The sequence below is a fragment of the Anaerotignum propionicum genome (assembly GCF_024461735.1).
Lineage (GTDB): Bacteria > Bacillota > Clostridia > Lachnospirales > Anaerotignaceae > Chakrabartyella.
In genome coordinates this window covers 16,143-32,892 of sequence record NZ_JANGAD010000009.1, presented here as the reverse complement: position 1 = coordinate 32,892, position 16,750 = coordinate 16,143, and the positions used below count along the sequence as shown (strand labels likewise).

Annotated in this window: 10 protein-coding genes; 1 reads left to right on the top strand and 9 read right to left on the bottom strand. The window is 36.4% G+C overall.

Annotation, left to right across the window (positions count from 1 at the left end; translation table 11 throughout):
• Window positions 1–225: 225 nt before the first annotated feature.
• The 6 genes from NE558_RS11935 to NE558_RS11910 all read right to left on the bottom strand — a co-directional run bounded on the left by NE558_RS11935 (window position 226) and on the right by NE558_RS11910 (window position 9,347).
• The gene (locus tag NE558_RS11935) at window positions 226–1,350 is read right to left on the bottom strand and encodes a radical SAM protein (protein WP_256150325.1); all 1,125 of its coding nucleotides are present in this window, start codon (window positions 1,348–1,350) and stop codon (window positions 226–228) included.
• Window positions 1,351–1,740: 390 nt separating this feature from the next.
• Window positions 1,741–4,218 (bottom strand): FAD-dependent oxidoreductase, encoded by a 2,478-nt coding sequence (locus NE558_RS11930; RefSeq protein ID WP_256150324.1) that lies wholly within the window; start codon window positions 4,216–4,218, stop codon window positions 1,741–1,743.
• A gap of 299 nt (window positions 4,219–4,517) precedes the next feature.
• Window positions 4,518–4,880, bottom strand: a complete 363-nt coding sequence (locus tag NE558_RS11925; protein WP_256150323.1) for a CoA-binding protein — start codon at window positions 4,878–4,880, stop codon at window positions 4,518–4,520.
• Window positions 4,881–5,233: 353 nt separating this feature from the next.
• Window positions 5,234–6,427 carry an alanine racemase gene (gene alr / locus NE558_RS11920; RefSeq protein ID WP_256150322.1) on the bottom strand — a complete coding sequence of 398 codons (1,194 nt, stop codon included), beginning with the start codon at window positions 6,425–6,427 and terminating at the stop codon, window positions 5,234–5,236.
• 139 nt (window positions 6,428–6,566) lie between these two features.
• Window positions 6,567–8,480 (bottom strand): FAD-dependent oxidoreductase, encoded by a 1,914-nt coding sequence (locus NE558_RS11915; protein WP_256150321.1) that lies wholly within the window; start codon window positions 8,478–8,480, stop codon window positions 6,567–6,569.
• 381 nt (window positions 8,481–8,861) lie between these two features.
• A complete protein-coding gene (locus NE558_RS11910; protein WP_256150320.1) occupies window positions 8,862–9,347 on the bottom strand; it encodes a QueT transporter family protein in 486 nt (161 codons plus the stop codon).
• Between the two features lie 912 nt (window positions 9,348–10,259).
• Between NE558_RS11910 and brnQ the strand changes: the two genes are divergently transcribed.
• Complete coding sequence (brnQ, locus tag NE558_RS11905) at window positions 10,260–11,576, top strand: branched-chain amino acid transport system II carrier protein (RefSeq protein WP_256150319.1); 1,317 nt, start codon at window positions 10,260–10,262, stop codon at window positions 11,574–11,576.
• Between the two features lie 491 nt (window positions 11,577–12,067).
• Here brnQ and NE558_RS11900 read toward each other — a convergent pair whose 3' ends face one another.
• From NE558_RS11900 to NE558_RS11890, 3 genes are all read right to left on the bottom strand, one after another.
• The gene (locus NE558_RS11900; RefSeq protein WP_256150318.1) at window positions 12,068–12,745 is read right to left on the bottom strand and encodes an HD-GYP domain-containing protein; all 678 of its coding nucleotides are present in this window, start codon (window positions 12,743–12,745) and stop codon (window positions 12,068–12,070) included.
• Between the two features lie 482 nt (window positions 12,746–13,227).
• Window positions 13,228–14,370 carry a tyrosine-type recombinase/integrase gene (locus NE558_RS11895; RefSeq protein ID WP_256150317.1) on the bottom strand — a complete coding sequence of 381 codons (1,143 nt, stop codon included), beginning with the start codon at window positions 14,368–14,370 and terminating at the stop codon, window positions 13,228–13,230.
• 459 nt (window positions 14,371–14,829) lie between these two features.
• Window positions 14,830–16,626: a methyl-accepting chemotaxis protein gene (locus NE558_RS11890; RefSeq protein WP_256150316.1), complete on the bottom strand. Its 1,797-nt coding sequence runs from the start codon at window positions 16,624–16,626 to the stop codon at window positions 14,830–14,832.
• Between the last annotated feature and the right edge of the window lie 124 nt (window positions 16,627–16,750).

Genomic DNA, 16,750 nt, shown 5'->3' with positions numbered 1-16,750 from the left:
CTTAAAAATCAGTAAACATTTCCTCAACCCACAAAATTGATAGTTTTCAAGTTTTTTAGACTCTCCCCTTTCTTTTTTACAAGTTTACCTTTTTTTGTATATTTCTATTATAGCCTATTCTTTTTTGTGCGCATAGTGGTTTATACTATTTTCATAAATAATTTTATTGTAAACCATACAGCCAAATATTTTTATGTGGATATGCTTCATATCTGAAAAACAAGCCTAAAACATCATCTCTCCAGGTTTATAACCATTTGGCAACTCCTCTTCTGTCAAAAACTGAAAGGATTCGTCCCTTAATATGGGCAGAAAAACTTCGCATGGTATTTTGGTGAATTCGCAGGCATAGTTGTTAGAACCGAACCATCCGCCTTCTTTTCCTCCTAAATTCATTCCACGAATAAACTTCGTTTGATTAGAGCAGTCATGTACAGCCAAATCCCAATTTTCATCATCGGCAATTTTCATGAGTTTTAAGGTCAATTCCCTGCTCCAAATGGGAGAAATATACCCGTGTCGAGATATATACATATTTTCACCGGCATAATTATCAATATTGTTTCCATTTAAATGTAACTCCGCACAATTAATAAAGTCTAATTTCGTATCTAAAATTGCTTGTTTTTTCTTGAAGAAAGCTTCAAAAAGCTCAGGTGTCATAGGTGTTTCAATTCCCACACGCTTAATGTATTTTTTTGCGATTCCAATATTTTGAATGACTTTATCTGAACAGTTAGATGCACCTAAATTAAAGCGGATTTCATCAAGGCCCGCATCTCCAAGGGCCTTCAAGGTTTCCTCTGTGGCCAAAATACCGTTTGTATATAAGTGCTGATGGATTTCGGCATTACGGAATTTTTCTATTATAGAATAATACTTCTCAATTTCCATAAATGGTTCTAAATAAACATAGGAAATCCCTGTTGGTTTTTCTTGAATAGACAGCAGTAAATCAATATCCTTTTCATAATATTTTGTGCCGCCAATTTCCCAAAGACCCTCACCAATGGGTGCTATATCATCAAGCTCTCCATAGTTGTAGCAGAACTTGCATTCTACATTACATTTATTGGTTTTTCTGATGGCACTTAGCCCGGTGCCCATCAAGCAAGAACAGCATCCCTTAGGAAATTTTGTGTCATTGCCCACATACAGGGTTCGATGATTTAATGTTTTCAAATTTTTTATTTCTGCCATGAGTTTTTCATTTCTATCATCAATTGCGGCTTCAATTTGTGCAAAAACAGCATAAATAAGTTCTTGTTGTTTTGTCAAAAACTCCTCCTCTTCTGGCAAGGCAGAAAAAAATTCAAACCACATCAAAGCATCTTTTTTCGAAATCTTCATATCTATTTATTCTCCTTTTATAAATCCTGCAAAGCTTTCATTGCTATTTAAGTTCTAACCATCTATGTCCTGGAATACTTGCTTTTTCTATTATGCAGCTTGCAAAAAGCAATCACTGCTCATTTTTGATCGTAACACCCATTTAAAAACAGAATACAGCAGTCTTCCCCACCATTAATTTGACATTTTTTTAGATTTAATCAATTATAGCACACCGTCATCCAAGGGAATAGTCATCTTATGTAATTTCCCATGTATTTTCATGGTCTTTTATAAATAGTTTCAAAAATTTTAGTTGAAAAATTTCTTATTTCTTTTTAAAAAAACGACTACCTGCTTCTTTTCAAACAGATAGTCGTTTCTTATTTAATTATATAAATCTCATCTCTTTTAGATAAATAAATTTACATTTGACTCTTCCGCATCTCCAAGATAAGATGCTACCCCTGCAAACTCCACTCCGTCAATGAGTTCATCTTTTGTAATTCCCATAATGTCCATGGACATGGTGCAAGCAACCAAACGAATTCCATTTTTCAGCCCATGCTGCATTAAGGTTTCCAAGGAATCCACATTTTTGTCATTCATTACCTTTTTCATCATGGCTGTTCCCATGCCTGCCATATTCATCTTAGAAAGCTTTAACTTTTTGCTTCCCTTTGGCATCATAGCTCCAAACATTCTATCCATAAAAGGCTTCTTTACAGCTGGCCCATTAGACTTTCTCAGAGCATTCAATCCCCAGAAGGTAAAGAACATGGTTACAGGTCTGCCCATAGAGGCTGCACCATTGGCAATAATAAAGGAAGCAAGCACCTTATCAAGGTCACCACTGAAAACAATAATGGTTTTTCCTTGAGGGGTTTCAATCATTTGATTTTCCTTTTGCACAGCCACTTTTTCTGTTCCTTTTTTGATATAAACTATATTTTCCTTATTCTGTCTTTCTGTTTTTACCAAAGTATTGCCTGTTCTACGACACCAAGAATCAATATCTGCGGCAAAGCCCATATCCGTAGCAGATACTTTTAGCAATTCATTCTCCTTCATGCCTGAAATTGTTTCGTGCACCTTCATAATGGGCCCCGGGCATTGCAAACCACAGCAATTGAGCACTTTCATCTCTTTATCAGAAATCGGCATTGGTTCTACTGTTTTTTTTTCCGCCGCCTTTAACTGAACTTTGCTTTTTTCATAGTGCATGGATTTATAGAAGCTGGTTCCACATGATAAAACCGAAACATCCTGAAATCCCTTTTGAATCAAGACCCTAGCCGCATTATAGGAACGAACACCAATGGTACAATATAAAATAATCCTTTTATTTTTGTCCAATTCACTCCACCTTGCATGAATCTGTCCTGAAGGAATATGAATAGAGCCTGGGATAGAAAAAACCATTCGCTCCATTTCTTCTGTCACGTCCAGCACTGTGTAATCATTCTTTTGGTTTTCATCTGCCAAAAGCGTATCTAATTCATTCCAGTCAATAAATTTCACCTGTCCCCGCAAAATATTTTCTGCCACATATCCCAGCATATTTACAGGATCCTTTGCAGAGGAGAACGGAGGTGCATAAGCAAGTTCCAATTCCTCTAATTGATAAACGGTTCCGTCCAATCTCATAGTTGTAGCAAGGGTATCAATTCGTTTATCTACACCATCCTGCCCAACAATCTGCCCACCAAGGATTTTTCCCTCTCCATTAAAAAGCATTTTTAGGGTTAGGGGTGTTGCCCCGGGATAATACCCTGCATGGGACTTCTGATTAATCAAAGCCACAAAATAATCCTGATTCTTCACCTTTCCCATGGCCTTTAATTGCTTTTCATTGAGACCTACACTTGCAACATCTAAATCAAATACTTTTGCAACTGCAGTTCCTAAGGTTCCATTATATTTTTTCTTATCTCCAACAATGTTGTCCGCCAGAATTCTTGCCTGTTTGTTTGCGGGACCTGCCAAAGGAATCATTGTTTTGTCTTTTGTTACATAGTGAGTAACCTCAATCACGTCACCTACGGCATAAATATCAGGAATAGAGGTTTGCAAATAATCATCAACCAGAACGCCGCCTTTTTGATTCAAAGCAAGACCAGCCTGTTTTGCCAGTTCATTATTGGGGCGAACGCCAATAGATAAAATGACCAAATCTGTTTCCACAGTGTTGCCACTGGTTAGCTCAATTTGAATTGTATTTCCCTTATGATGGAATTCCTTGACACCATCTCCCAAGATCAAGTTTACACCATTCATTATCATATTTTCATGAACCAGATTTGCCATCTCAGGATCAACAGGAGCCATAACTTGACTTTGCATTTCAATCACAGAAACCTCTAAGCCCTCTGCATGAAGGTTTTCCGCCATCTCTAAACCAATAAACCCGCCACCGATGACTGCCGCACTTCTAGGTTTTTTCTCTGTCAGGTATGCTTTAATCCGGTCAGTATCAGGCACTGTCCATAAGGTAAAAATATTATCCGCATTGATTCCTGGAATTGGAGGCTTAATTGGTGAAGATCCTGTGGCCAAAACCAAATTGTCATAGGTTTCTACATATACCTCTCCGGTTTTTTTATTGGTTACTTCAATCTTTTTCTCTTCAGGAATGATTTTTGTTACCTCACTGGATACCCGTACATCAATATGAAATCTATCTCGCATTACCTCGGGCTTTGTTACCAGAAGTGCATCCCTTGACTCGATTACACCACCAATATAATAAGGCAATCCGCAGTTTGCATAGGAAATATAATCACCACGCTCAAACATGATAATTTCCATAGAATCATCTCTTCTGCGAAGTCTTGTTGCTGTGGTAGCACCTCCGGCTACACCGCCTATAATAAGAGTTTTTTTAGCCATATCAATATCCCCCTTAATAACGTTTGTTATTTGTCTAACTAATCTTTGAACTCATTATAATCTTTATTGAAAGAATTTTCTGTAACCTTGTCACAAAGAAGAATTCTGAAAAAATAACAAGTCTTCTTTGATTATTTTAAAAAAATTCTTTATAAAGAAAATTTGAGCTTTCATAATTTATGGGGTCTCATTAAAGTTATTTGAAAATCATATTATAAAAAATGCTCCAGTGCTTCCTAAAAATACGAGTATCATAATAATTTACAAATCATTTACCTGCTTTCCGCAAAGGGCATGTCTCATTTCTCTCTGCAGTACAAACGAACACCGACCAGAGCACACCCCTCTAAATATGGCGTATGGGTTTGATCCAAGTATTCCAATATTTCTTGGCTTTCAGCACCGGGTTGAATCAAAATGTATTTATAATCTTTATTGCATTCCTTCAACAGCTTGAGACCTTTAGAAGGATGAATACACAAATCAATGACATCAATTGAATCGGGGACATCATTGATTGAAGGCAGCTCTTTTCCTACGCTGTAAACCTTGTAGCCATGCTCTGTCAGTTCATTTTTAATTTTATAAGCGTATTTTTCCTCATTTAAAGTATCACCAACTACTGCAAATACTTTTTCTTGCATAATATCCTTCAAATCCATATAATCACCCTCCGTTTTTAAATTCTTCCGATATAATTTCCTTTTGTTTCCATTCCATCTTTAATAATTATCATTATATCTCTTTTTTCTACAAATTCAATATGAACTATTTTTAGGCAGTACCTTTGTTCGGAAATCAACGTGAATGAAGCATATTGATAAAATAAAGCTTATATTCAATTTTGTATCTTTCAAAGAAGTCTATACCGGTTTTTCATAATTCCTCTCTTTTATTTCTTACCACTAGCATACGTAATGAAAAAAAATTTTCTTTTATTGTCTATAAATGAAAAAGCCTCTAAGCAGAATTTCATTTCAGCATAGAGGCATATAGATTGTATTATTTAAATTACTTATTTATATTGATGCAACACATGATCAACAATGCCAATTACCTTGCCACCCTGAACAAATACACGGGGTACTCTTTTTGTGACAACACAGGTAAGCTCATAGTTGATGGTTCCTAACATATCTGCCAATTCTTCAATAGGCAATACTTGATCACCCTGATGGCCAAAGACAACCACTTCGTCACCCATCTTTACATCAGGAATCCCTGTTACATCCAGCATCAGCTGATCCATACAAACACGCCCTACAACAGGTGCAAAGTGTCCGTTAACAAGCATTCTTGCTTTATTTGATAAGGAGCGATTGTAGCCATCAGCGTAACCAATGGGAACTGTAGCAATAACTCTATCTGTTTCGGCTGTATAAGTCCTTCCGTAAGAAAGCTGTGAACCGGCCTTTACGTGCTTTACTAAGCCTATTGTGGTTTTCAATGTCATTAATGGTTTTATGTCAATCATGCCTTCACACTCGCCTGAGGGGAGCATTCCGTATGTAATAATTCCGGAGCGGCACATGCCTAAATGTTTTTCGGGGTAAGCAATGGTGGTTGCGCTGTTTGCACAATGAGGAATACCAACATCCACACCAGCATCTTTTAACGCATTTACCATTTTATTAAAGCGGGTAAACTGCATTTCTGTAAATTTGGGGTTGTCCGCCTGATAAGCATCTGCAACTGCATGGTGGGTAAAAATGCCTGTGATATGAAGATTAGGCATTTTACTTACCTGAATCAAATCCTGCAAAGACTCATCAAAGTGCTCTTCATCCGCTTGGAAGCCAACACGGGTCATGCCCGTATCCAGTTTCACATGGACGTCAACCACTACACCGGCTTTTTCGGCTTCTTTTTGCAAAGCCTTTGCATAATCCATGCCAACCAAAGCCTGTGTTATCTTTTTTTCATTCATAATACTAACAGTTTCAACCGGGGTATAGCCTAAAACTAAAATAGGTTTTACAATCCCTTCATTACGCAAACTCATGCCTTCTTCGATATTAGAAACGCCAAACCAATCAAAACCTGCATCCTGCAAAGCACGTGCTACAAAACCATCACCATGGCCATAAGCGTCCGCTTTTACAATACCCATTACCTTTTCTCCAGCAGCTAACTTGGATTGAATACTCTTGATATTATGCGCCAATGCATCCATATCAATTTCAGCCCAAGTTCTTTTGATAAAATCCATTTCATTTCCCCCTTTGCTTTCTCAATTGAATCAAAGTACTTTAGAATAACATTTGTTACCATTAAAACCTCATTCATTATAGTACAATTGCCGAGAATTAGCAATAAACTTCGGGATTTTTGTTCACTTTTACTATACTTTAAGCCAGATAAAGTCTGGTGAATAATTCATATGCAGATTTGATTGCATCCGCCCCATCTCCAAGGGTTTCTGCATCACCAACTAAGGCATAAGAAAGCCTTTCATCCATCAACGGCATTGTCAAATCAGCATATTCTCGAGCCTTTGCTCCTGTGGCTAAAAGAATAGCATCTGCTTGAAGGAAAAACTTCTGGTCTCCAATGGAAATAAAAACTTTCCCACTCTCTAAGGCATCCCCTTTGGTATCTGCCATTAATTGAACTCCATTAGCCCGCAATTGGGATAGCAAAGGTCTGGATAATGCTCCAAACTCTTTTCCAAAGATGGCTTTGGCTTCAATTATTTTAATTCTACGCTCCTGATCCATTTCCTTGATAAAAGCTGCTGTTTCCAGCCCCACGACACCACCACCGATGATGACAATCTGTCCTTCTTCTGACTGTGGAGGCAGTGAAACCTTTCCCGAGAGAATGTCGTTTGCAAAAATCCCCTTTTCCACACCCTCAATGGCAGGAGCGCATGGGTGGCTCCCCGTTGCAATTACGGTGAAATAAGGTTTTTTTGAAAGCAAGAATTCTGCATCGCACTTCTGCTCAAATAAAATCTGTACGCCTAATTTCTTTAGTGTTTCTTCCATATAAGTAACATACGCAGAAATGCCATCTTTTTTTGGTGGTTTTGCAGCTAAAATAAATTGTCCGCCCAAACAGGATTCCTCTGTAATCAACGTTGTCATAAAGCCACGTTCAGCCGATTTTTTTGCAGCCTCCATACCTGCAGGACCGCCGCCCACAACAATTACCTCTTTGCGTGTTGCTATTTTCCTACGTTGACTTTCAAAATATTCCTGTCCTACCTCTGGATTAAAACCACACCATATCTCCTGACCCTTTAAAACACTTGCGATGCAACGATTACAACCTTGGCATGGTAAAAACAGTTCCTTCTGTTCCACCCGATTTGCAAACTGAGGGTCTGCCAGAAAGGCTCTTGCTGATCCAACAAGGTCACAAAGACCGTCTCCCAGCAATCGTTCTGCCGTTTCCCCATCATGAATACGGTTACATGCGATGACAGGCAGTCCTGTGTATTTCCTGATTGCTGCTGCAAAAGGGGCATAGGCACCCTTAGAAACATAATAAGAAATCTGGTCAACAGGAGATTCATGCCATCCTCCGGTTACCGTAACACAGTCAATATATTCTGAAACCAAACGACAGAAAGAAATGGTTTCCTCTATACCGTATCCACCATCCATCATTTGAGCACCTGAAACCTTTAGAATAACAGGCATCTCTTCAGCTTTCTCACGGACAGCACGAATCACTTCCAAGGGAAAATTCATTCCCTGATTGGTCTCGTAGCCATAGATGTCTTTTCGTAAATTTGTGACTGGTGATAAAAATTCAGATAGTAAGTAGCCCGCTGAAGCACTGATCTCAATGGCGTCAACGCCTGCACTTTTGCAAAACTCCCCTGCAAAAGCAAAAGCTTCCTTTGTTTCCGCCAACTCCTGCTCGTTCATTTCCATCGGTTCTGCTTTAAAAATTACAGAAGGCACTGAAGAAGGCGCAAGCAAGAGCTTTTTCCCATGGTTCTCTAAGCTTTCATTTCGTCCACAGTGAAACAGCTGTGCAATCAACTTACAATCATATTGATGTAAGCGTTCTGCCAACTCATTCAGACTTTGCAAAGATAAATTATCTATTTGATGCATTCCCTTTAAACTTCCTGCCTCGTTTACGGCCAGAGTCACCGTTATGGCAGAAGCGCCACCTTTGGCTCTAGCTTCATAATAAGCAAATTCTCTTTCGTTAAAAGTATTGCCATCTGCAAAGCCTGTGTGCATTGCCAACATAATCCATCGATTTTTTAATTCCATCTCTCTTATTCTAAATGAAGAATATAACATAAAATCCCTCCGTTATTCTCAAATATGTAATCTCGGTCTCCAAATGTAAGGTTGTTCTAATGCTGCAAGAGTGGTGCAGTTGTGGAAATGCTAATGCGACTGAGGTTTCTATAACTCATTGAATTCATACTTATATTTTTTCGTTTCAAATAGGCTTGTTTTAAAAATTATACCATAAATACTGTAATTTAAAAATGAAAGATAAAGAACTTTCAACAATGTCGTCCAATTCAATAACCAAATAAAGAAAGTAATCACTCCAATGGTTTATCTCACTTTAATATTCTTTCGCATCCGATGAAATAATGACTTAGGGATAAAACCAACAAAAAAGGAGTAACTTCGTTTTTCATACGAAATTACTCCTTGAAACTACTATATTTACGCGAATCTTAACCGCGCCATAAGCCCGGGATTTTTCATAATTTGGCGGAACAAAACATATCCCACGCAGGAAACAGCCAAAAACTCACCAATGGCAACGGTCGCCATTCCGAAAAATAAAGGGCACTCTCCTAAAATATAGAGTTCCACGCCAATAAAAGCATTACAGAATACTGGCCATAGGCTGGCGCCAAATAATGTTTTGCTGTGGGTAATCCCCCAAAGAGCAGCCGCCGTGCAGGCTGTTCCAAAAAATACGTCTATCATACCAAAAGGACTAAATAAATTTGCAATAAAACAGCCCAATATTAACCCCGGCACATACCGTTTGTCAATAAATGCAAGAAGCACCAGAACCTCTGAAATACGCATTTGGATAAACCCAAAGGACAGTGGTGCAATGGCCATAGTCATTACAAAATAGACTGCTGCAATCATTGCAGTAAACACTAAAAACTTAACAGATATCTTATTTCTTCCCATAAAAAAAACCCCCTGTTTTTTATTCACGAGATGGTGGGACAGACTCTCTGTCCTTCGCAAGGAACATCTCATAATATTAAATTACCTTAACATAGGTATTATACAAGGCTCTAAGAAAAAAGGCAAGAGGCATTTCAAAATTAGATTTATGTGTACGCTGTTAGAATACTGTTAAAATTTTATATACTCTCTTATATTTCTCTATACTGTGTTAAATATATGTAAAATTTGTGTATTTTTTTTGTAAAATAAGTAACAATACTTTCATTTTTTCAAAATTCAAGTAATTTCAACACGAAATGATAAAAAATATCAACATAAAATTTGACATGCAATTCAACACTTTTAGTTTAATAAAACGATTCATCAATTTTGTAGTGTATTATATATTAAGTCTTTCATTTATTTCTCATTTTCGCCCTAATTTTTCCATTAAATCATTTGTTGTCTTGTATTTTTGTATATACACAATGTCTAAATAAGCTCTAATAATTAATATACCAAAAAACACCATTTTTTCTCGATTAACATACCTTTATGCTAAATTTAAGCAAAAATAGCGTTTTTTTAACGGGATAAATGACAAAAAAACAACATGTTTTTAGCTATTCAGTATAAAATTTTAATATTTTTTGTATATAAAACACCAAATTCATAGCAATTTTGCTAATAAAGCAGTTATCTTCCGAGTTTTTTTCATTTTTTTATTTTTTTTTAGTGAATTTTATATTTTTTTTGTATTTATTACTTTTTCAATTGGCTTATTTACTGAAATTTATTTTACCCTCTTGAAATCTTCGCCATTTTGTAACATAATGTTAAGCGTCCGTAATTTTTTTAACAAACTGTATTGCGGCAAAGTGGGAAGAAATGTAAAGTAAATGTTCATTTAGTACAAGGAGGAATTAAGTAATGAATGTAAAGAAAAAAGGCATGGGTGACGTAGCAGTAATTGGTATGGCATTATTTGCGACGTTCTTTGGTGCAGGTAACCTGATTTTCCCCCCGTTCTTAGGGATTAATGCAGGTACTGAATGGTTTATCGGCTTTTTATGTTTCTTTGTTGCTGATGTTGGGGTGGCATTGGCAGCTATTTTTGCTATGATTAAAACTGGTGACATCTCTATAAATGGTCTTACTGGTAGAATTGGTAAGTTTCCATCATTCATCGTGAACATGTTGATTGTTTGCTGCATCGGACCTTTTTTATGTATCCCCCGTACAGCTGCAACCACTTTTGAAATGGGCGTTCTGCCACTTTTCCCGTCTTTTAACTCTTGGATATTTGGCGGTATCTTCTTTGGTTTAGTACTTCTGTTTACCATCCGTCCATCAAGCGTAATTGATGTTATCGGCAAGTTCTTTACACCACTTTTGGTTGCCTGCCTTTTAGGAATAATTCTAGTTGGTGTTTTACATCCAATTGGCCCAGTTGTAGTTACAACCGGATTTGAAACTGCAAAAGAAGGCGTACTTGCAGGATACCAGACAATGGATGTTTTGGTTTCTATCGTATTCATTATCACTATTGTTACTACTGCACACGATAAAGGCTACAAAGATACAAAATCATCTATAAAGATTATCACACAATCTAGTGTTTTTGCTGCAGTTGCTTTATTCGTTATTTATGGCGGTTTATGTTACTTAGGTGCTACAACATCTGCTGGTGGTTTTGAAGGCTACAATCAGGCTATTTTGCTTGTTGCAATTACGAAAGAATTGATTGGTAACTATGGCATTTTAATTTTAGGAATCATTGTATTTTTTGCATGTATTACTACCGCAATCGGTTTAGTATCTTCTTGCGCATCTGTTTTTGTTACAATAACAAACAATAAAATTTCTTATACAAAAGTTGTTGTCGCTGAAGTTATTTTTAGCTACGTTATTTCAAACTTTGGTATCTCAACAATTATCAGCATTGCAGGTCCCATTTTAACTCTACTGTATCCCGTAATTTTAGTTATGATTATTTTAAGTTTCTTTGGCAAGAAAATCAAAAATAATAACATTTTTGTTGGTGCTGCTTTAATGGCTTTATTAGCAAGTGCTGCTGATGTTTTATTAGGCTATGGTTTGCCTTTTGAATTTGCAAAAAGCCTTCCTCTGGCTACATTCCAGTGTGGATGGGTTCTTCCTGCTCTCATTGGTGGCATTGTGGGTAAATTTATTCCTATGTCCGAAAAAGCAATTTTGGAATCAAAAAATCAAGCAGATTTAGCTTAAACTAAATGGGCGCCAGTCAAGATGACTGGCGCCCTACTTTTCTTGATAATTTTATATTTAAAATGTTTCAGTTCTATATATAGAGAAATTAACTAGTCTTTTACTGCTTTTAAAAAGCCTTTCCCTTCTAACTAATATATTAATCATTCCAAATTTCAAATTTATTTAAACACATATAATCATTTTCCACTGTCGTTTATTACGCTATCTACTCAATTGATTTCATACACTTACTATAAACCATGGAAGGATCCACCCTTCATATATTCCTATGCTGATTTGCGAAACCCCATGCTCATATTATGATTATATAGAGAAACACCACTCTTTTAATTGCTTGTAACCATATAATTTTCTACTTACTTTTTATCATGGGTTCTCCCACTAATTTGCTGAGACATATAAATAAGGTCACTTCTTCTATTAAAAAATAACCTTATTATATTATAAATATAATGAAATCCTTATCAACCAGGAGCAGATACCAAAATTCAAATCTGCTTGCTAATTAGAAGCCGTTTCTTTTCAATTTCAAGCTTGTCCGTGGGATATGCGCAAATCTCCTGAAACATGCATTCTATTTCATTTTCATGCTTTAAAAACAATTTAGCGAGCAATGGGTCAAATTGAGTACCAGCCCCTCTTCTAATCTCCTCACAGGCATATTCATGGGTAAATGCCTGATGATAGGGGCGGTTGCTTACCATTGCGTCATATGCATCACATATGGAAGTTACCCGTGCCACATATGGTATATCAGCTCCACTTAAACCATAGGGGTAACCCTTACCATTCCACCATTCATGATGATAAACCGCCGCCTGTACAGTAAGTGGTAAAAGAAATATAGGAATTTCTCCTGAACCACTTTCCCTATAAAAAGCAAGCAAGTCTTGAGCATAAATTGTGTGGCAACGTATAATATAGCGTTCTTCCACCGTGAGTGCCCCTGTTTTACTCAGTATATAGGGAGGGACACAAACCTTTCCAATGTCATGGAAATAAGCAGCTTTGCTATAATAATCAAACAATTGCGCTTCCTCAGGCTTTGGCAACCACTCTACTAGCTTCCCAACAAGTATCTCTACATTTAAACTGTGCCTAATTTGATCTTCAGGCAACATATGAATCAATTCATCTGCTGTTAAACCTTGAAAAAATTCAAACAAAATTACGTCCCCCTTTACGCTTTTTCTCTTTAGGCTGCATATTTTTAATTTTGATTTATCTTTTCCTTAGTGCCTTTGCTAGACCAAATCTATCGTTTCATTAAAATAGATTGTCCATGTTTATTTTCTGAAGAAAAGAATGAACCACTTTCTCAAATAATTATCATCAAAAAATACATCTTGGGTATCACTGTATTTCATCTTATGCAATATATGAAAACCCAAATTAAATAAAAAGATCTGTTTCGAATTTTAAGGTTATTTTTGCAAAAAAATATTACGTAAACATATTCATTTGAGGTAAAATAAATCTTTCATAAGTAATTTAATCCAATTCTTATAATTTGCAATAACACAAAACAGCACATAAATCAATTTGTATGGGGGATATTATTTAAGCTTCAAGAACGCAGTATACTTGATACTGTGCCATAAGCATAAAATACCCAATTTTCAAGATATTTTTAACGGATTACTATGATTTAGACGGCGTATTTAGAAATTTCAGCAGAGGCGATATGCATAGCATTATACTTTTCCATTGCTGCCTTTTTCTGTTCAATTAAAGAATGGGCATATATATTTAAAGTTATAGAGACATTAGAATGTCCTAATATCTCACTAATGGTTTTAATATCTACACCTAATTCTAGCCCTCGTGTAGCAAAGGTGTGCCGTATTGCATGAAATTTACGATCTCTTAAATGCGCATCCGCTAGTAGTTTTTTATATAGTTTTTGAAATATTCTAGGATCAATGGGAGTTTCTTTTCCCGATAGAACAAAGGCATCTTCATTGCCTTCCCAGAGGTTACGCTGTTGCACCAATTTAAGCAGAAATTCAGGTACAGGAATCTTGCGCATAGAATTTCGACTTTTGGGAGTTCCAACTATTAATTCAGTTTTTTTAGTATCCTGCTTAAAGGTTTTCACTCGCGATACCGTTTTTGTAATCGACATAAACCCACTTTCCCAATCAATATCCCCCCACGTTAGAGCACAAAGCTCCCCCAGCCTGATACCGGTATATAGGCATAATATAATGCCTAAGGAACGTTGATCCTGTGACTGTAATGCAGCAGCTTCTAAGCTTCGCTGTTCTTTAATGGAGAAAATTTCAACTTCTCGTGTCTCCAATTTCGGTGGCTTTACAGTTGCCAAAATGGAGGCGCTGTTTAACTCATCTTTTAATATTTCTCTCAAAGCAATTTTAAAAATAGTAAATATTTTTTTCTTTGAGGTGTCTGCAAGTAATTCATTTTCTCCAAGGGTCTTGGTAAATTGAGTAACAGTCTCCAATGTAATTTTATTTGTTTGCTCATTCTGAAAAAATGGCAGAATGTGCTTATTCATACAATGATAATAACTTTCATAGGTTAGTGGTTTTACATTTTTCAAGGTAATCTGTTTTTGAAGCCACCCCTCTAAAAGCAAGTATGCATTTGTTTTCTGCTCAACTTGTTTCTCTTTATGAAGTTTTGCATTCTCTTGAAACAATCGCATTTTTAGCTTTGCATCCTTATAAGTTTTTCCATAAAAATATCTGTATTTACCTTTTTCAATAAGCAACCTTGCCTCCCAACGACCATCCTTACGTTTATAAATGTTTTCTCCTCTTCGAGCCATTGACATTCTCCTTTTCCTTGATTAAAATATTGCTTCCATGACGCCGCACTTGACGGCGAAACTTGTAATTACGCTGAAAAAGCATTCTGTAATAATCAAAATACAAATTATTTTTTTGTTTTCGTGATTTTTCGACAAAAATGTCGCACGAATTGACAAACTGAAAGCAGTTGTTATATAATAAATTGTATTATATTATACTTAATTGCAGTTGCACAGTATCAAGTATACTGCGGTTTAATTCTTTTTTTCAATGTTAAACTGAAAGCCCCTTTACAAACTGTAAAGGGGCGCTTTAACGCTCACTATTTTTCCTCTTAATTGAGACATATATTTTACATTTAATATACTTATTCTGTGCAATCAGTGTTTTGTTTTCTTTCATTGCTTATAAGTATTTTTGTCTCTTTTTCACTCGTTCAATTCAAGGATATATCTTCAGATTATGACATCACTATTTTAATATTTCACGTGATCATTGATTAAGGAATTTAAATAAATCGTTTCTTCACCTTGATTTTCAGAGAAAGATGTATCACTTTCTCTTATGCTATAACTTTCTTTTTCTCTGGTTAATTTAAAGTGGGTAATTTCTTGCTTTAAAACTTGTGCCTGTGCCGCAAGTTCCTCACTTGCAGCAGAGCTCTCTTCTGATGTTGCCGCATTGGTCTGTATAACTGCCGATACCTGAGAAAGCCCCTGGTTAATCTGCTCAATTGCAGCAGCCTGAGAAGATGATGCAGACTCTATTTCTCGTATAGATATTTCCACCATTGCTGCTTTTTCAGAAACATCAATCAATAGCCCCACTGTTCTTTCCGCAAGCGCTTCACCTTCAGAAACCAATGTTGTAGATTTCAGAATCAAATCTGCTGTCTGCTTCGCTGCTTCTGCCGACTTCGCCGCAAGATTTCGAACTTCATCAGCAACAACAGCAAAACCTCTTCCCGCATTTCCCGCACGTGCAGCTTCTACTGCAGCATTTAATGCAAGTATATTCGTCTGAAATGCTATATCCTCAACTAATTTTGTTATCTTTGTAATTTGCAAAGAAGACTGACTAATCTCCTTCATTGCATGATTTAACTTCTCCATTTGCTCACTACTGGAAACAACACCTCGACCAGCCTGATTTACATACTCTCCTGCTTTTTGTACACTGGCAGCATTATTTACCGCCTGCTCGGAAATATTTGAAACAGCAGAAGTCAACTCCTCTAATGATGCGGCCTGTTCTGTAGAACCGGCGGACAACGCTTGTGCTCCATCAGAAACCTGCCTTGCACCAAAATCAACCTGTTCGGAAGTAATTGCTACAGATGAAATTAAGCTATGCAGCTTTTCAACTAGGTCACGTAACGCTTTGCCAATAATATCTTTTTCACAGCGTACTGTTACAGTTGTTGTTAAGTCACCGGTGGCAACGGTTTCAGCCTCTTTACTTAACGCAATATTTGCCTGAATTAATTGATTAAAAGCCAGTGCGACCTTACCGATTTCATCATTTCGGTATTTTACCTTTTTATCCTCTTCTGACATTAAATTGTAGACATCAACATCTCCTACCGCTAAATGCTCAGCAACCATAACTAGCATTTGCATTGGTCTGCTGATTATATTGGATATAAATTTGCTCATAAGAATTGCTATAATCACAGATATCACAATTGTCACAGCCATTAAAATAATTGCGATCCAAGATGTGGTTTTCTCATTTTCCAAAGTTTCTTTTGCTGCTAAGTTATTATATTCTGTAAGTGTATTAAATGCGTTGGATGTATCATTGCCAACCGATGCGCCCTCTTTAATTAATACCAATATAGAATCCTTAGAACCGCCGCTATTAGCTGCTTGTACAATTTTATCTGCAACACTTTTATAGTTTTTAAATGCCTCCTGAGCCACATCGAAATTCTGCTGATCTTGCTCATTGGCAATTCTGCTTGCATAGTGATCTAATTGCATTTGAATCTCGTTTATTTCACTTGTAATCACATTGCAATACTTCTGTTTATTTATATCATAGTAAATATAAAGATCTCTAATGGAAGTTCTAACATCTTTAAAAGAAATTTCTGCCTCCGTAGAATAGGCAATTCCCAATGTATTCTGATCGTAAGTTTTTTGTTGGCGACTGAGCATGTTTAGCATGTTTCCGATTCCAACAATGCCAATAACAAGCCCTAAAAACACTGTAAGAAGAAACCCGATGCTTAACTTTTTCGATACCTTCGCATTTTCAAACCACTGCTTCATTCCATATCCCTCTTTCTTTTATTCTCCTAAAAATAATTAGCTTACAATTCTTTACACTAGATTTCATTAATACATAAACAAAGAAATTCTCCACTCTTTTTATATTGAGAGTCATTTTTTGTCA